This is a genomic window from Mesorhizobium sp. M7A.F.Ca.ET.027.02.1.1 (assembly GCF_004022985.1).
Classification (GTDB): Bacteria; Pseudomonadota; Alphaproteobacteria; order Rhizobiales; family Rhizobiaceae; genus Mesorhizobium.
The window spans coordinates 1-16,236 of record NZ_RZOL01000107.1 but is presented as its reverse complement, the minus strand read 5'-3'; the positions used below and the strand labels follow the sequence as shown (position 1 = coordinate 16,236).

The 16,236-nt window shown below is 62.5% G+C and carries 20 protein-coding genes and 1 pseudogene; 11 read left to right on the top strand and 10 right to left on the bottom strand.

The genetic code is table 11. The features are described from left to right. The 5 genes from EN749_RS14335 to EN749_RS14315 form a co-directional block, all read left to right on the top strand. The coding region (locus tag EN749_RS14335) for a trimethylamine methyltransferase family protein (RefSeq protein WP_189367517.1) at positions 1-845 on the top strand (845 nt) is incomplete at its 5' end. A gap of 89 nt (positions 846-934) precedes the next feature. Further along, a complete protein-coding gene (locus EN749_RS14330) occupies positions 935-1,618 on the top strand; it encodes a 4Fe-4S dicluster domain-containing protein (RefSeq protein ID WP_128363376.1) in 684 nt (227 codons plus the stop codon). Positions 1,619-1,718: 100 nt separating this feature from the next. Next, the gene (locus EN749_RS14325) at positions 1,719-2,396 is read left to right on the top strand and encodes a FadR/GntR family transcriptional regulator (protein WP_128363375.1); all 678 of its coding nucleotides are present in this window, start codon (positions 1,719-1,721) and stop codon (positions 2,394-2,396) included. Continuing rightward, complete coding sequence (locus tag EN749_RS14320) at positions 2,393-3,697, top strand: MFS transporter (RefSeq protein ID WP_128363374.1); 1,305 nt, start codon at positions 2,393-2,395, stop codon at positions 3,695-3,697. The genes EN749_RS14325 and EN749_RS14320 overlap by 4 nt, the downstream gene beginning before the upstream one ends. 103 nt (positions 3,698-3,800) lie before the next feature. After that, positions 3,801-4,538 (top strand): dienelactone hydrolase family protein, encoded by a 738-nt coding sequence (locus EN749_RS14315; RefSeq protein ID WP_128363373.1) that lies wholly within the window; start codon positions 3,801-3,803, stop codon positions 4,536-4,538. A gap of 163 nt (positions 4,539-4,701) precedes the next feature. Here EN749_RS14315 and EN749_RS14310 read toward each other — a convergent pair whose 3' ends face one another. Next, positions 4,702-5,259 carry a DUF308 domain-containing protein gene (locus EN749_RS14310; protein WP_128363372.1) on the bottom strand — a complete coding sequence of 186 codons (558 nt, stop codon included), beginning with the start codon at positions 5,257-5,259 and terminating at the stop codon, positions 4,702-4,704. Positions 5,260-5,396: 137 nt separating this feature from the next. Here EN749_RS14310 and EN749_RS14305 point away from each other — a divergent pair, with 137 nt between their 5' ends. Next, complete coding sequence (locus EN749_RS14305; RefSeq protein WP_128363371.1) at positions 5,397-5,984, top strand: TetR/AcrR family transcriptional regulator; 588 nt, start codon at positions 5,397-5,399, stop codon at positions 5,982-5,984. Between the two features lie 81 nt (positions 5,985-6,065). Next, the gene (locus EN749_RS14300) at positions 6,066-7,244 is read left to right on the top strand and encodes an NAD(P)/FAD-dependent oxidoreductase (protein ID WP_128363370.1); all 1,179 of its coding nucleotides are present in this window, start codon (positions 6,066-6,068) and stop codon (positions 7,242-7,244) included. On the opposite strand, the gene EN749_RS14295 is transcribed toward EN749_RS14300, so the two are convergent. The 6 genes and pseudogenes from EN749_RS14295 to EN749_RS14270 all read right to left on the bottom strand — a co-directional run bounded on the left by EN749_RS14295 (position 7,241) and on the right by EN749_RS14270 (position 9,581). Next, complete coding sequence (locus tag EN749_RS14295) at positions 7,241-7,648, bottom strand: DUF1801 domain-containing protein (protein WP_128363369.1); 408 nt, start codon at positions 7,646-7,648, stop codon at positions 7,241-7,243. The genes EN749_RS14300 and EN749_RS14295 overlap by 4 nt on opposite strands. 40 nt (positions 7,649-7,688) lie before the next feature. Continuing rightward, a complete protein-coding gene (locus tag EN749_RS14290) occupies positions 7,689-8,081 on the bottom strand; it encodes a VOC family protein (protein ID WP_128363377.1) in 393 nt (130 codons plus the stop codon). Between the two features lie 29 nt (positions 8,082-8,110). Next, positions 8,111-8,547, bottom strand: a pseudogene (locus EN749_RS14285) (DUF1801 domain-containing protein). A gap of 11 nt (positions 8,548-8,558) precedes the next feature. After that, on the bottom strand, positions 8,559-8,780 hold the full coding sequence (locus tag EN749_RS14280) for a hypothetical protein (protein ID WP_128363368.1): 222 nt from the start codon (positions 8,778-8,780) through the stop codon (positions 8,559-8,561). Between the two features lie 55 nt (positions 8,781-8,835). Further along, positions 8,836-9,261: an SRPBCC domain-containing protein gene (locus tag EN749_RS14275; RefSeq protein ID WP_128363367.1), complete on the bottom strand. Its 426-nt coding sequence runs from the start codon at positions 9,259-9,261 to the stop codon at positions 8,836-8,838. After that, on the bottom strand, positions 9,258-9,581 hold the full coding sequence (locus EN749_RS14270; RefSeq protein WP_128309793.1) for a metalloregulator ArsR/SmtB family transcription factor: 324 nt from the start codon (positions 9,579-9,581) through the stop codon (positions 9,258-9,260). The genes EN749_RS14275 and EN749_RS14270 overlap by 4 nt, the downstream gene beginning before the upstream one ends. 155 nt (positions 9,582-9,736) lie before the next feature. Here EN749_RS14270 and EN749_RS14265 point away from each other — a divergent pair, with 155 nt between their 5' ends. The 3 genes from EN749_RS14265 (at position 9,737) to EN749_RS37695 (ending at position 12,893) form a co-directional block, all read left to right on the top strand. Continuing rightward, the gene (locus EN749_RS14265; RefSeq protein ID WP_127271980.1) at positions 9,737-10,297 is read left to right on the top strand and encodes an RNA polymerase sigma factor; all 561 of its coding nucleotides are present in this window, start codon (positions 9,737-9,739) and stop codon (positions 10,295-10,297) included. Positions 10,298-10,299: 2 nt separating this feature from the next. Beyond that, entirely contained in the window at positions 10,300-12,414 is a 2,115-nt protein-coding gene (locus tag EN749_RS14260) for a VWA domain-containing protein (protein ID WP_128363366.1), read from the top strand. A 209-nt stretch (positions 12,415-12,623) separates the two neighbouring features. Next, the gene (locus EN749_RS37695) at positions 12,624-12,893 is read left to right on the top strand and encodes a hypothetical protein (RefSeq protein ID WP_189367515.1); all 270 of its coding nucleotides are present in this window, start codon (positions 12,624-12,626) and stop codon (positions 12,891-12,893) included. 15 nt (positions 12,894-12,908) lie between these two features. On the opposite strand, the gene bmt is transcribed toward EN749_RS37695, so the two are convergent. The 3 genes from bmt to EN749_RS14240 all read right to left on the bottom strand — a co-directional run bounded on the left by bmt (position 12,909) and on the right by EN749_RS14240 (position 15,565). Then, the gene (gene bmt / locus EN749_RS14250) at positions 12,909-13,931 is read right to left on the bottom strand and encodes a betaine--homocysteine S-methyltransferase (RefSeq protein ID WP_189367520.1); all 1,023 of its coding nucleotides are present in this window, start codon (positions 13,929-13,931) and stop codon (positions 12,909-12,911) included. Between the two features lie 102 nt (positions 13,932-14,033). Then, positions 14,034-14,636: an urea carboxylase-associated family protein gene (locus tag EN749_RS14245; RefSeq protein WP_127810184.1), complete on the bottom strand. Its 603-nt coding sequence runs from the start codon at positions 14,634-14,636 to the stop codon at positions 14,034-14,036. A gap of 71 nt (positions 14,637-14,707) precedes the next feature. Beyond that, positions 14,708-15,565: a helix-turn-helix transcriptional regulator gene (locus tag EN749_RS14240; protein WP_128363364.1), complete on the bottom strand. Its 858-nt coding sequence runs from the start codon at positions 15,563-15,565 to the stop codon at positions 14,708-14,710. A gap of 229 nt (positions 15,566-15,794) precedes the next feature. Between EN749_RS14240 and EN749_RS14235 the strand changes: the two genes are divergently transcribed. After that, positions 15,795-16,236, top strand: a 442-nt coding sequence (locus EN749_RS14235; RefSeq protein ID WP_189367513.1) for a fatty acid desaturase, incomplete at its 3' end; no start/stop codon positions are given.

The following is a 16,236-nucleotide window of genomic DNA, read 5'->3' as shown; positions in this document are numbered from 1 at the left end:
ACGCCAACTCGCCGATGGTGTTCGACGAGACCATGCTCGGCGCGCTGAAAGTCTATGCGCGCCACAACCAGGCCTGCATCGTCACGCCGTTCATCCTTGCCGGCGCGATGAGCCCGGTGACGGTGGCCGGCACGCTGACGCAGGTCCTGGCCGAAGTGCTGGCCGGCGCCTCGTTCACGCAGCTGATCCGGCCGGGCGCGCCGGTGCTGTTCGGCACCTTCGCTTCGTCGATATCGATGCAGTCGGGCGCGCCGACCTTCGGCACGCCGGAGCCGTCGCTGGTGTCTTATGGCGCCGCACAGCTGGCGCGCCGTCTCGGCCTGCCATTCCGCACCGGCGGCTCGCTCTGCGCGTCGAAGGTTCCGGATGCTCAGGCGGCCTATGAAAGCGCCAACACGCTGAACTCGACCATCCTGGCCGGCACCAATTTCGTGCTGCATTCGGCTGGCTGGCTCGAGGGCGGGCTGGCGTCCTGCTATGAAAAATTCATGATGGACATCGACCAGCTCGGCATGACGCAGAAATTCTCAGAGGGCGTCGACCTGTCGGAAAACGGCCAGGCGATGGACGCCATCCGCCAGGTCGGCCCCGGCAGCCACTATCTCGGCTGCGACCACACCCAGGCCAATTTCCAGACCGCCTTCTACCGCTCCAACATCGCCGACAACAATTCCTACGAGCAGTGGCTGGCCGAAGGCGAGAAGACAGCGCCGCAGCGCGCCAACGAGCTTGCCCGCCGCTGGCTGGAAAGCTACGAGGCGCCATATCTCGATCCGAGCATCGACGAAGCGTTGAAGGACTTCATCGCCAAGAAGAAGGGGTCGATGCCCGACGCCTTCACTTGAAAGGAGCCCGAATCAGGCGGGGCTAAAGTCGCCAACATCATCCACAAGGAAGTCTGGCGGAGCGCGTTCTCCGATCCGGTCAAGAAGGAATGATTGCGCCTTCCGGCTGCGTTGACGGCATTGCTGCGGCGCTCCTTGCCAACGGCCTTGTTCTTCGTGGCGGCTTCAATTTCGCGCCAGGCGGTGCGCCGCCAACGGGATCGCCGGGTGCAAGAGCCGTCCTGCTGGTGGGGCAGGCGGGTGCGGCACCCTGGCCGCATTTCCTGCGCTGGAAGCAATCACGGAGCATCGCCAATCCACTCGACACATGGTCGCGCGAAGTGATCGGCGCCGTGGCGGAGACAGTCGGAGCGCGGGCCGTTTCGCCCTCCGACAAGCCTTATCTGCCGTTCCAGCAATGGGCGATGCGGGCGGAGGGGCTGAAGCCGTCGCCGCTCGGCATCCTGATGCATCCGCAATACGGGCTATGGCACGCCTATCGCGGTGCGCTGCTGTTCGATGACGAGATCGCGCTACCGGCGGTTCGCGAGGTGATCCACCTTTGCGATAGCTGCGTCGAGAAACCCTGCCTGAAATCCTGCCCGGTCGACGCCTATTCCGCGCAAGGATTCGCTTATCAATCCTGCCTGGCGCATGTGCGGGGAGCGAGTGGCGAGCCGTGCCGCAACGGCGGCTGCCTTGACCGCAATGCGTGCCCCTATGGCACGGAGTATCGCTATCCGCCGGAGGTGCAGGCCTTCCACATGGCGAGCTTCGCACGAGCCACCAACTGATCCATTCCCATTGCGTGGTGCTCGTTCGCTTCGCGCATCTTGACGGCTGTTAAACGCGAGCCTATTCATCAAGTCATCAGATGACTTGATGAATAGGCCGATGCAACCCGCCATCCGAACCAATCTCACCGACAGCGCGACCGAGAGCCTGCGCGCCGAAATCGTCAGCGGCCGCTGGGGGGTTGGCGAGCGTATCCCCAACGAGGCAGCTCTAACCGACCTTCTGTCGGTCAGCCGCGGCACGGTGCGCGAGGCGGTGCGGGTGCTGGTCTCGCAGGGATTGCTGGATACGCGCCAAGGCTCGGGCACCTATGTGCGCTCTGCCGTCGATACTTCTGTCGCGCTCGACCGGGTCAAGCGCAGCGGCCTGCGCGATCAGTGGGAGGCGCGGGCAGCGCTTGACCTCGAGGCCGCACGGCTCGCCGCCTTGCGTCATATGCCAGCGGATCTTGAGAGGATGCGGCAACTGCTTGCCGCGCGCGGCACTGTCGCCGAAGGCGGAAGCGAAGCCTTCATCCGGCGCGATCTCGCTTTCCACAAATCCGTCGTCGCAGCGTCCGGCAACAGGGCGATGATGGAGCTCTACGACTTCTTCACCGCTGCCATCACCGAGACCATCCATGCCACCATCGACGGCGATCTGCCCGAACCGGACCACCAGGCGCATGCGGCAATCGTCGGCGCCATTGCCGCAAGCGATCCCGAGCGCGCGGTTGCCGCCGTCCGCGCCTTCATGGCGCCGGTGCTTGCCCAACTTGAAAGACTGCTTTCGCAATGAACCAGAGTTTTCGTCAGCCTGACCCGAAGGCGCAATCCGCCGCCATCGAGGGTCTGGAACTCATCGACGCGGAAGTCGACAGCCTGCCCGTACCGCAGCCGCCTGAACTGCGCAGCCGTGCCGCGCGCCTCGTGCTTGGCGCGAGCCTTGTGCTGATCGCCTTCAGCCTGAGGCCGCTGTTTTCGAGCCTGTCGGTGCTGTTGCCCGAGGTGATGCAGGCAACCGGGCTGTCGACGACGGGCGCCAGCCTGCTGACGACGCTGCCCGTCCTGTGCCTCGGCCTGTTCGCGCCCTTCGCGCCGAGGCTTGCGCAGCGCTATGGAGCCGAGCGCACCTTGCTCGGGGCGCTCGCCTTGCTGGTGCTGGGAACCGGCCTGCGCTGGTTCGGTACGGTTCCCCTGCTGTTTGTCGCGACCTTCCTGGCCGGCGGCGCCATTGCCATCGGCAATGTGCTGCTGCCAGGCCTGGTGAAGCGCGATTTCGCCGACAGGGCCGCCGTCATGACCGGGCTCTACACCATGGCGCTCTGCGCCGGTTCGGCTGCCGCCGCGGGCTTCACGCTGCCGATCGAGCATTTTGTCACCGGTTCATGGTCCGGAGCACTTGCTGCCTGGTCGGTGCCGACCCTGATTGTGTTGCTGATCTGGATTCCGCAGGCGCTGGGCAGCCGGCGGCAAGTGAGCCATCAAGGCTTTCGCGTCGTCGGGCTTTGGCGCGATCGCCTGGCCTGGCAGGTGACGCTGTTCATGGGGCTGCAGTCGGCGCTCGCCTATTGCATCTTCGGCTGGCTGGCGCCGATCCTGCGCGAGCGTGGCTTCGATGCGGCCACCGCTGGCGCCATGGTTTCGGTGTCAGTGATGGCGCAGGTCATCACGTGCCTCGCCGTGCCATTCTTTGCGATGCGGCTGAAGGACCAGCGCGGCATCAATGTGGCGCTCGTCGCCACGGCGGTGGTCGCGCTGCTCGGCATTCTCTTTGCGCCGACCTCGACGATGCTGTTCTGGGCGGTCCTGCAAGGCATCGGGCAAGGTGGCCTTATCGCGGCTGCCATGAGCTTGATCGTGCTGCGTTCGCCGGATTCGCATGTCGCCGCGCATCTTTCAGGCATGGCGCAAGGCGTCGGCTATGTGCTGGCGGCATTCGGCCCGCTGCTGGTGGGCCTGATCCGCGATTGGACCGGCAGTTTTTCGGGAACGGCGTTCCTGTTCGTCGCGCTCGGGCTTGGCGTAGCCATTATGGGGCTCGGTGCCGGCCGTGCGCTGCATGTCGGCGCGCGAACCGTGCGCGAGGGCGAGCAATAGCGTCCGCAATCCTGCACGAAATGTTGACTGCCACGCCCCGGGAATGCCTTGCCGTATGGCCTTGCGCGGATATGTATCGCGCATCAGTCGAACGGAGCGGGCGATGACGAAACACGACATTCAGATCAAGACCAGGGATGGTGTTGCCAATGCCGGGCTTTTCCGCTCGGCAAACGCATCTCCTGCCAAGGCCGGCGTCATCCTCTATCAGGACGCCTTCGGTCCGCGGCCGGCGCTCGACGGTATGGCCGAGCGGCTGGCGAATGAAGGCTATGCGGTGCTGGTGCCGGACCTGTTCTACCGCAATGCGCCTTACGGGCCGTTCGACGCCAAGACCGCCTTCGCCGAAGAAAAGACCAAAATCCCGCTGATGGCGCTGGTCACCGGCACGACACAGGAGATGACCATTAGCGACAGCGGTGCGTTCCTCGACGCGCTTGCTGCCGAGGGCATCACCGGGCCGATTGGCGCGGTGGGATATTGCATGGGTGGCGGCCGGGCGTTGAACGCCGCCGCTAACTATCCCGACAGGATAAGGGCGGCCGCAAGCTTCCATGGCGGCAATCTGGCCAGCGACGCCGCCGACAGCCCGCATCGCAAGGCAGCCTCGATCAAGGCGCGCGTCTATGTCGGCATGTCGGGTGTCGACAGGAGTTTCCCGCCGGAACAGTCGGCGCGGCTGGCCGAGGCGCTCAGGGTTGCGGAAGTCGATCATGTCATCGAGAACTATGCCGGGATGGCGCATGGCTGGTGCGTGCCCGATCATAGCGTTTTCAACGCCGCGGGTGCCGAACGCCACTGGAAGCGATTGACGACGCTGTTCGCAGAGACGCTGATTTAAGGCAGGAGTCACTGCGCACTGATCGCACACAGGTCGACTCTGAGCAGGACGCTACGCGTCTTTGAACCAGAACGGCAGCCGATGCGGCGAAGAGTGAGCGATGCTTGCCCTTTCGACGGCGGCAGATGACTGTTCACCTTGCCGCCGCCGGATCAGGCTGCGCCTAGGCGTTTGCCTTGCGATAGGCTGCTACGACAAGCCAAATTGCGGAAAGCAGAAAGTAAAACGCGCCGAACCCGGCATAAGGGGCGATGTCCAGAATCGTCGGCGCAGCCGTGCCGAGGGATCGGCTGATCATGAAGCCGCCGGCGAGGGCCGACTGCGCACCACTCAGGATCATCGGCCATTGTGCGCCATGGTAGCGCCAACGCCTTGCTCCCGTATTCAGCTGCAGCAGACCCGAGAGGATCGCCCAAACCCCAAACACGGCCAGAACGGCATACATGCTGTTGTTAACCGCCACGATGACGGCGAGCGCCGTTATCGTGCTGACCACGACATTCAAAGCCTGGGACGAGTTGGCCTTCAGGCCGCCATTTACCCTGGCGTCAACCAGATTGGCGAGAGCGTCCCATGCCGGGTAGATCACGAGCAGAAGCGCGGTGGGACCGGGTTGCCCGTTAAACAGGATGGCGGCAGCAACCCAGGCGATAGAAAATATGGCGCGTGCGAAATAATAGGATCGTAGCCATCCGGACTGGGTGAAAGATTGGTTTTGCATCGGCAGATTCCTTGTTGCGGTCTACCTATTAGTAGGTAGACAACTCTAAGTCAACCCAATGTCCGGAACACCTCCCTGTGACAATCGGGAACGATGCATAACCTTGACAGTTCGCCTACCAGAAGGTAGGCAGCGATATGAAATCAATGGCTTCGACTTCAGAAAAGATTCTCGATGTCGCGCAGTCTCTCATCGTCGCGGGAGGCTACAACGGGTTCAGCTATGCCGATATCTCGGCTGCCATCGGCATCAGGAAGGCGAGTATCCACCATCATTTTCCGACGAAGGCCGAGCTGGTTTCGGTGCTGGTGGATCGTTACAGGCGGCAGGCCGAAGTGGGTTTGGAGTCTCTCCGGGGAGAACTCTCAAGCCCTGCTGAACAACTGCAGTCCTATCTGAACTATTGGCGGACATGCATTCGCGATGCCTCGCCGTCGTTCTGCGTCTGCGCGATGCTCGCCGGCGAGATGCAGATGCTGCCGGAAGAGGTGGCGTCACGCGTTCGTGCCCATTTCCAGAATCTCGCGGGATGGCTTACGTCGGTGTTGCGGGCTGGAATGGAACAGGACTTGTTCCGCTTGAACAACCGGCCGGAGGAGGAGGCCCAGATGCTGATGGCATCGGTTCACGGGGCAATGCTGTCCGCGAGGGCTTTCAGCGATCCCGGGCTGTTCACCATAATCGTCACCCCCCAGATCACCAGGCTGCTGGGACGGGATTGCTAGAAAACTATCGGGCCAAAGTGGTATCAGGCAGCGCAAGTGGCGCGCCCCAAATGAGTTGGTCGAGCGGGAACGAATAGCCTGATGCAATCCTATGATGTCGTGATCATCGGCGCGGGTGCCGCCGGAATGATGTGCGCCGTGGAGGCGGCCAAGCGCGGCCGTTCGGTGCTGATCCTCGATCATGCGGCGGCGCCTGGCGAGAAGATCCGCATCTCCGGCGGCGGCCGGTGCAATTTCACCAACATCCATGCCAGCCCGAAGAATTTTCTGTCGGGCAATCCGCATTTCTGCATTTCGGCGCTCAGTCGCTACACGCAGCGCGATTTCATCGCCCTCGTCGAACGCCACCGCATTGCCTATCACGAAAAGACGCTTGGGCAGCTGTTCTGCGATGGCTCCGCACGCCAGATCATCGACATGCTGGTCTCGGAAATGCAGGGCAGGGGCGTGGAGCTGGCGCTCTCGGCCAGCGTTGAGGATGTCCGCAAAACCGTGGAGGGGTTTGCGCTCACCCTCTCCACAGGCTTGGTTACTTGCCAGTCGCTGGTCGTGGCCTGCGGCGGCAAGTCGATCCCAAAGATGGGCGCGACCGGCTTCGGCTACGAGCTTGCCGATCGGTTCGGCCTTGCCATCGTCGAAACGCGGCCTGCGCTGGTGCCGCTGACCTTCGACGCAAACACGCTCGAGCGGCTGGCGCCGCTGGCAGGCAATGCGGTCGACGCGGAAGTCGCCTGCGGCAAGACGCGGTTCTCCGAAGCGATGCTGTTCACGCATCGCGGCGTCAGCGGGCCATCTATCCTGCAGATCTCTTCCTATTGGCGCGAGGGCGATGAAATCCGCATCGCCATGCTGCCGGGAGTTGACGTGGCGGAGCTCATTCGGGTGGCCAAGCGAAGCAATGGGCGGCAAGCGGCACAGACGGTGCTGGCAAATCATCTGCCGAAGCGGCTTGCGCAGTCGATCGCCGAGCGCACCGGGATCGACGGCAACCTTGCTGATCTTTCCGACGCCCAGATGAAAACCATAGCTGCCGCAGTCAATGACTGGCGCATCAAGCCTGCCGGCTCAGAGGGCTACCGGACCGCCGAAGTGACGCTGGGTGGGGTCGACACCAACGGGCTGGACCAGAAGACGATGCAGGCGAAATCCGTGCCGGGCCTGTTCTTCATCGGCGAAGTCGTCGATGTCACGGGTTGGCTGGGTGGCTATAATTTCCAGTGGGCATGGTCGTCGGGCTGGGTGGCAGGCCAGGCGGCCTAGACTTGCGTCCGTGGCTTCGCCCCGGCAGCCGCTTTCTTCTTCTTTTTGGCCTGATTGTAATCGATCGCTGCGCGGACGAGCTCTTTTAAAGCGCCCTCATTGAGCCTGTCGCCCTCGAACATGTCGATTGCCCGCCACACCTTGCCGCCAAAACCATTGTTGAACAGATTGTCGGGGTCCGGCAGGCTGGCGCCATGGGAAAAGGTCAGCTTCACCTTGTCCTTGTGGGCGTTGCCGACCACGATGTTCCCGTCGAGGCACCATACCGGGCTGCCCATCCACTTCCACTCCTCGACGATGTCCGGGTCGGCTGCAAGGATGGTCTTGCGGATGCCGGCGAGCGTATCGCCGCGCCAATCGATGAGGCCGGCGATCATTTGGTCGATATGTTGCGAGGGGGTCATTGGGTGTCTCCTGTGCCTCGACGCGTTTCAACCGCCGCCGTTACCAGCGCGCCAGCTGGGTGATCTGAACGAGGTTGCCGCAGCTGTCGTTCAACTGGGCGATGGTCGAACCGGTCGCCTCGGTCGGCGGCTGGATAAACGCACCGCCCTTCGCCTTGATGCGCTCGTAGTCGCCCTTGACGTCGTCGGTGAAGAACATGACGGCGGGCTGGCCCTGCTGGAAGATGGCTTCCTGATAGGCCTTGGCGGCCGGGTTGTCGTTGAGCGCGAGCTGCAGTTCGGTTCCATCAGGCTCTTCAGCCGAGGCCACGGTCAGCCAACGATAAGGCCCATTACTGAAATCGGCCTTTTTGGTGAAGCCCAGCACGTCGGTGTAGAAGCGCAGTGCGTTTTCCTGGTTGTCCACATACACGCTGGTCAGCTTGATCTTCATTGCTCTTTTTCCTCTGTCATAGTCGGTCATTACGGAATCCAGCCGGGCAGGGCCGCGGCCTGCTTGATCCATTCCACCATCCTCGCCTCATCGAACGGATCGTCTTCGCGGATGTCGATCCAGCGCACATCCTTGCTCTTGGCCGTGCCGCCAGGCGGAATCGGCCGTAACGACGTGCCGCTGAAGAAGGTCACCTTCAAATAGTGGTTGAAGACATGGAACTCACGAACCAGCCCTGGCCTTCGACGCCGTAGAAGGGCGAGTTCCAGCGCACGGCCTTGCGCACGTCGGGCACGTTGTGTTCGATGAGCGCGTCGAGCCGCTCGCCGAGGCCACGCTTCCAGCCCGGCATTGCAGCGATGTAGGCCTGCACCGGAGCGTCGCCGTCGCCCTTGGCGATTTGCGGGTTGCCGCCCGAGAGCAGGACCGGTGCCGCTTTGGTCGACTGACCCTGCGTCTTGGTCATTCTACCCCCTCCTATCCGCCGGTACGCTGCGCGCCGCGGCCCCTGGCGGCATAGGGCAGCACGAACATGTACAGGCCGCTGAACAGCAGCAGGAAGAGCGGCAGGAGCGGCGAATAGACCACCCAGGCGGGAGGCTGGCCGAATGCCATGGTGACGAAATTGGCGACGACGGTCAGCGTAAAGATGATCGACAGCCAGCGATGAATTTGCCGAACCCACATGTTCCAGTCCAATAGTTCCTCCTGTCAAAACAGCCGACGCGGACCCGTGATCCGCATTTCGGCGGGTTCAATCTATCCGCGCCAGGACCTGACTCAGATTTGTAAAGTACTGCCGCCACCCGCTCGTCGCGCCCCGATACGCTTGCTCCTGATCCGGCCGGAAGCCGGATTGTTCCATGCGCAACCGGGTGCCCATGCTGGTCGGCATGAGAGTCCAGGTGACGACACTCTCGAGGCCATAGGCCTGCCACGTGTAGGATAGTGTCTTGTTCAGCTCGACGGCTGTTACCTGACAGTCGACAACGATGCTCACGTCAGGCTGCGGTTCCTTTCGCAGATTGAAACGGTGGTCCACGACTGGCTTGAAGTCGTTCTTCATCAGCCATTCCTCGATCAGATGCGGTTGGGTCAGTGCGCGCCAGATTTTTTCCGGCGGATAGGGGATCTCACGTTCGACGATGACGGAGCGCGTTTCGGTCGCGATGTTGGTCATTGGTCCATTCTTTTGAGCAAATTTTCGAGGTCGTCGAACCGGCTCTGCCAGAACGTGTTCATCTGGTTCGTCCAGTCGGTCAGCGGGGAAAGTGCTGCCAGCTGGGCGCTATAATGGGTCTGCCGTCCTTGATGGCGGTCGCGCACCAGCCCGGCCTGCCTGAGCACGCCGAGATGCTTCGACACCGCAGGTTGAGAGACCCCTGACTGAGCCGTCAGGGCGCCGACCGTCTGCTCGCCTTGCCGGCACAGGCGCTCGAAGATTGCCCGACGCGTCGGATCGGAGAGCGTTCTGAAGAGGACATCGTGAGCGTTCGTCATCTAGGATCGATAACCCTGTGGCTATTGATTGACGTATAACCGCCGAGATATGGATGTGTCAAGCGGGGTGTCGGCGGTCACGATCCGGCAGTTTCCAAAAAAATCTTTCCATTGCCCCAAGGATTAGCCATTAGCCTTCGTCCAACAGGCAAATGATGGCTATGATGCTGGATGAGAGCGAAGCCTCCGACGCCGAACTGATCGGGCGGGCGAAGGGCGGAGACAGGGGGGCCTTCAGCACATTGCTGGAAAGGCACTATGACTTCGTCTATCGCGCTGCCTATCGCTGGTGCGGCAGGAAGGCCGATGCCGAAGACATCGCCCAGGAAGTCTGCGTCAGGCTGGGCAAGGCGATCCGCGACTACCGCGGCGGCGGCGCTTTCACCACGTGGCTCTATTCCGTGACCCTGAACGCTGCGCGTGACATGATGCGAAAGTCCGCCCGCGAGACCGTGAAGACCGAGGCCTATGGCGTCCATGCACTGATCTCCGGCGAGGCGTCGGTCGAACCGGAAGATCCGGCCGAAGCGCTGTGGACCGCGGTGCGGCAACTGCCGGACAAGCAGCGCGACGCCGTGCTTTTGGTCTATGGCGAAGGATTGAGCCACGCGGCCGCCGCCGAGGCGATGGCGATCTCGGAGACGACGGTTTCCTGGCACATCCATGAAGCGAAGAAACGGCTGAAGACGCTGATGCGCGCGGCCGGGGAAGTGTGACCATGGTCGACGACAACGAACTCAACAGACTGCGCGATATCGCAGCACCGGCGCCCGCCAAGGATGCCAAGGCACGTGCCTTCGAGGCCGCCCTGCGCGCCTATGATCAGAAAAATGTTTCTGCTGTCACCCAAGGATCGATTGGCGGGCTTCGTCTCACAGAGCGAGCACAAAAGCTCTGGAGCGAGATCATGCAAAAGAAACTCATTGCCACGCCGGCCCTTGCCGGGCTCATCGCCCTGCCGATCGCCGGATACGCCACCTTCCATCTGTTGAGGGAACAGCCGCCCAAATTCGGCGGCGACGAGAAAATCACCGAGACGCTGGCCGATAAGCCGGCGACGGTGAAGCCGACGACCGCCGAACCGAAGCCGGCTCGCGGCGAGTTGGAGAAGGACAAGAAGGCAGACGCGGATGTGGAAAGCCGCGGCGCCACCGATGCGCTTGTGGCGCCGGCCTCGCCGCAGAAATCCGAATCGACCGTTGCTTCCGGCGCGGCACAACAAAATGCGCTGGAGCGCGGTGTGCTGGCCGAGCCTGCGCCGCCGGCACCGACAGGTGAATTCGCGCTGGATGGCGCTGCAAGTGTACCCAGCACCTCGCGAGCCCGCATGCCGGCCGAATCCAAGCTGATGGCGCCGCAGCAGCCGTCGATCTTGCCGGCCGACCAGTTGCAGCCGCAACCGGAAAACCGCGACCGCATCGAGGATTTCAAGACCAATCCGGTGCATGCGGCACTCGAGGATCCGGTCTCGACCTTCTCGATCGACGTCGACACGGCCTCCTATTCCTTCGTGCGCGGCTCGCTGAAGCAGGGCACCCTGCCGCAGGCCGATACTGTTCGCGTCGAGGAGATGATCAACTACTTCCCCTATGACTGGAAGGGTCCGGAGTCGGCCTCGACACCATTCAACTCGACCGTCAGCGTCATGCCGACGCCGTGGAACACGCAGACCAAGCTGATGCATGTCGCCATCAAGGGTTTTGACGTCAAGCCGACCGAGCAGCCGAAGGCCAATCTGGTCTTCCTGATCGATGTCTCGGGCTCGATGGACGAGCCGGACAAGCTGCCGCTGCTCAAATCGGCATTTCGCCTGCTGGTCAGCAAGCTGAAGGCCGACGACACTATCTCGATCGTGACCTATGCCGGTGACGCCGGCACAGTGCTGGAGCCGACCAAGGCGTCCGAAAAGGACAAGATCCTCAGCGCCATCGACAATCTGACGCCCGGTGGCAGCACGGCCGGCGAGGCGGGCATCAAGGAAGCCTACAGGCTGGCGCAAAAATCCTTCGTCAAGGACGGCGTCAACCGCGTGATGCTTGCTACCGACGGCGACTTCAATGTCGGCCAGACCGATGACGACGACCTCAAGCGGCTGATCGAAAGCGAGCGCAAGACCGGCGTTTTCCTGTCGGTGTTCGGCTTCGGCCGCGGCAATCTGAACGACCAGATGATGCAAACCATTGCCCAGAACGGCAACGGCACCGCCGCCTATATCGATACGCTGGCCGAGGCTGAAAAGGTGCTGGTCGAGGATGCCTCGTCGACGCTGTTCACCATCGCAAAGGACGTGAAGATCCAGGTCGAGTTCAACCCGAACAAGGTCTCGGAATATCGCCTGATCGGCTACGAGACCCGCGCTTTGAACCGCGAGGATTTCAACAATGACCGCGTCGATGCCGGCGATATCGGTTCGGGCCACTCGGTCACCGCGATCTACGAGATCACGCCCAAGGGCAGTGGTGGCGAGCAGATCGACCAACTGCGTTATGGCCAGGCGTCGGTGGACAATGGCGGCGTCGCCAATGCGGACGAATATGCCTTCGTCAAGATCCGCTATAAGCTGCCGAATGAAGACGTCTCGAAACTGATCACCACGCCGGTGACCTCGGCCAACGAGATTTCGTCCTTCGACCAGGCCAGCACCGATCAGCGCTTCTCCGTCGCGGTTGCCGCCTTCGGCCAGAAGCTGCGCGACGAGGATGCGACCGCGAAGTTCGGCTACGACAAGATCATGGAGATCGCCACTGCCGCTCGAGGAGCCGACCCGTTTGGGTACAGGGCCGAGTTCCTCTCGCTTGTGCGCCTTACCTCTGCGCTGGGCGGTAACCGGTAAGTGATGATGACGGCCGGTTTCTTTCAGATGGGATCGTTCTGATACGGGGGAACCGACCGCGGGCGGGTGAGGCAGGCCGGCGAGGGAAACCTTGCCGGCCTTTTTTCGCGGATTTTATGGGTCGTTAAATTGCGCGGCATTTCCGGTACCGGATGGCAACCCCCTCCTTGTTACGCAGGACAGGTGTACTGGGCTTGAGGGAGCCGAAATTGCAGATCAGGACTATCGCCAACTCGATACCCCCAGCGCCAGACGCCTCGGCGGTTTCATCGGCCCCATCATCGGAATCCAGGCGTATCAGTGACGATGTCGCACAGGCGCGCCACTCCGCCCTGTCGGCGCTGACCAACGACCGCTTCCGCATCATGCTGGAACAGATCACCGACCCCAGCGCTTCAGGCGCGCTGATGACGATGCGCGGCGACAATGTGGTCGACTTCAAGTCGGCGCAGTCGAGCTACGCCGACAACAGCGAATAACCGAAATCGATGAGGTCAGGCCCGGCTGCGGCGGCGCTCGCGCCGGGCTTCGCTGGTCTCGGCGGTGTTTTCCGTCGCGACCTTGTTGCGCATCGGACCGATGCGCTCGACGATCGCGGCAACCGTCGGACGATCCGCCTTGGTGTGCGCATCGAGCGCCTTGCGCATGGCGGCAAGGTGCTGGAACGAGGTGCCGCAGCAGCCGCCGATAATCTTGGCGCCGCCATCGACGGCGAGGCGTACATAATCGGCCATCAGTTCTGGCGTGCCGGAATAATGGATTTCGGTGCCGCGGAATTCGGGAATGCCGCAATTGCCCTTGACGATCACCGTCGCCTCCGGCTTCGCCTCGGTCATGTCGAGCAGCGAGGCCAGGATGTCGGACGCGCCAACGCCGCAATTGGCGCCAACGCCGAGCGGCGCCTGCGACAGCCCGTCGGTGACGCCGTGGATATCCCTGGGCAGCAGGCCCATCATGGTGCGGCCGGCAGTGTCGAAGGAACCGGTATAGGTGTAGGGCAGGCCGACGCGGATAGCAGCCTCGGCGGCGGCCCGGATCTCGTCTGGAGCCGACATCGTCTCGATCCAGGCGACTTCGGCGCCGCCTTCCTTGAGGCCTTCGATCTGCTCGGCGAAGGCGTCGACCGCCTCGTCATAGGTCATGGCGCCCAGCGGCACCAGCAATTCGCCGGTCGGGCCGACCGAGCCGGCGACGATGACCTTGCGGCCGGCCTTGCCGGCGACCGCACGCGCAAGCTCAGCGGCGCGTTTGTTCAACGCGTGCACGCGATCCTGCGCATGGTGCAGCTTCAAGCGGTGACGGGTGCCGCCGAACGAGTTGGTGAGGATGATGTCGGCGCCGGCATCGACGAAATTCTGATGCAGGCTGGTGATGGTGTCGGGCGCCGTCTCGTTGAGCAGCTCTGGCGCCTCGCCCGCCTCCAGCCCCATGGCGAACAGGTTTGTGCCGGTGGCGCCATCGGCTAGCAGCACGCCCTTTTCAGCCAGCAGCGTATCGATCGGGTTGGTGGTCGTCATCGGATTGGCTTTCATGTTTCGAATTCGAATAAGGATATAAAGAAGTCTTTATGTGTAGTCAATGATTTTGCCGCGACCGCTCGGCCAGATGGAGCCCTTTCCTCACGATCCGGGGGTGATCTCGACGTGGATCTCGGTGCAGATGCCGCCATTGGTCGGGTGATGGTCGACCGAGCAGGCGGTGACCACCAGCAGGAGGTCCTGTTCGGCGCGCAACGTCACATAGCCGCCCGGCGGGTTGATCGACGCGGAAACCACCAGCCGACCGTCGGGTTCCGGCAAGGAGTTCTGAAAGAGATCGACCGGATCGGGGGCGAAAGGCAGCGATATGCCCTCTGTGGCCAGCGCCTGCATCAGATTGTCCCGGCAGTTCGGATGATTGGGAAATCCGGCGCGCTCATAAAGCGCGCTGTCGCAAGCGGGGTAAAGCATGTCGTGCGGACCCGGCGAGCCATCTTCGACCAGCGTCAGCATCGGCTTGGCGGCGGCACTGAAGAAACTGTCGCCGATTGCGGGAAAAAGCCGCTCGGTGATGTCACGTGTCTGCGAGGTGCTCAGCCAGTCAAGCGCCGGGTCGGTGCTGAAAGCCCAGAGATCGGAAACCTGCTGTCCTTTGGGATCGATGATGCGGATGAGGTCGCCTCGTGAGACGCGGATGGCGCGGCCCGACTGGGGTGGAACGACGATGCGGCGCGGATCGGGCATGAGCTGTCCTTCAAAAATGGAAATGGCGTGGCCGGGACGAGGCTCCACCAGAGGACCATGATTGCCAGAGATCAGACAGTGCCTGTTGGGAACGACATGCCGGCCAGCCTGTGCGCGAAGCCGGACGCCTCGTGCGCGTTGATGTCGGCGGCGCGGATCAAATTGTCAAAATGCTGGATCAGCGTCTGGATCGGCTGGGTGGCGTTGAGCACCAGATACATGTCGCCGACATAAATGGCGGCGCGATAGGGACCGAAGATGGTGTAGGGGATGGAATAGCGAATCCGCCCGTCATAGAGAAACAGCCGGAAGGTGGGGTAGAGGTCGTCGAGCAGCGTCGCCATGTGCAGCAATTGGGCGCGGCGGTCGGCTACCGGGAAACGATCCCAGACACCCAGGCCGCGGGCGAAAATCTCCAGCGTATGGCGAGGCATGCAGACTTCCATGTCGGTTTCCGGCCGCCTGTTGTAGTCGATGCGGTATTGCGTTTCGCCGGCCTGGGCGAGGCGGCTCTTGTTGGTGATGCCGGCTTCGTAGTCGACCAATGCTTCGGTGCGCAGAAGGTCGGGAATGCCGGCCGGTACGTAGCGGATCTTGGTGCCGGCCGCCTCGGCATGCCATTTGGCCAGCAGCGTGCGGTCGAAGCCGTCCGGTGCCTCCTCGATCTCCAGGCTCTCGCGGATTTCGCCGGTGAGGCCCTCGTCCTGGCTGAGGCCGAGAAGCCAATCGAGCGACACCTTGAACTCGGCGGCGATGTTGAGCAGCGTTTCCGCTCGGGGCAGACGCGTCGAGGCGCCCGACAGCAGCTGCGACAGCGCCGAACGGTCGATGCCGACCGCAGTCGCGAAGGCCGACTGGTTCAGGTCGGAGCGTGTCAAGAGTGTTTTCAGGCGCTCGCGGAAGATCGTCGACAGGTCGCGCTTGTCCATGTCCGTGCTCCACCTCGATTGAGGAAAAATTTGCGCCGAATCGCTTCCGAGCGCACCTCAGGCGTAAATGAATCCATAAGCCTGTTTACAATGTGTAACAAGTGCGGTCAAAAATGCGCAATCGCAACAGTTTGTGTACTTTGTCTCGTTGAGTGGAATCACTTCTCCTGACACAATGTTGTCAGGAGCCAATTGGGGCTCCGGCGACTGAGGGGCAGTGGTCGATAGCATGACGAGCAAGAGCATCAGGCGACACAGCGCACCGGCCATAGAGTGGCCGACCGTGGTACTCGCCTTCTTCTGCTACGCAACTTGGCTCGCCACCGGTTTCCTGCTCTGGCCATCCTACCCCGTCCTGGCGCTCGCCATCCTGGCTTTGACCGCCGCATTGCAATCGTCGATCATGCACGAAGTGCTGCACGGGCATCCGACACGCAACGCGCGGGTCAATGAAGCCTTCGTGTTCCTGCCGATCGGTCTGGTCTGGCCATTCCGCCGCTTCAAGACCATTCATCTGCGCCACCACGCCGACGAGCGGCTGACGGACCCGCTGGACGATCCGGAAAGCTATTATCAGGCGCTCTGGCAGCACGACGAACTGCCGCCGACGATGAAATTCCTGCTCAAGATCAACAACACCATGGCCGGCCGCTTCGTGCTTGGCCCGTGGC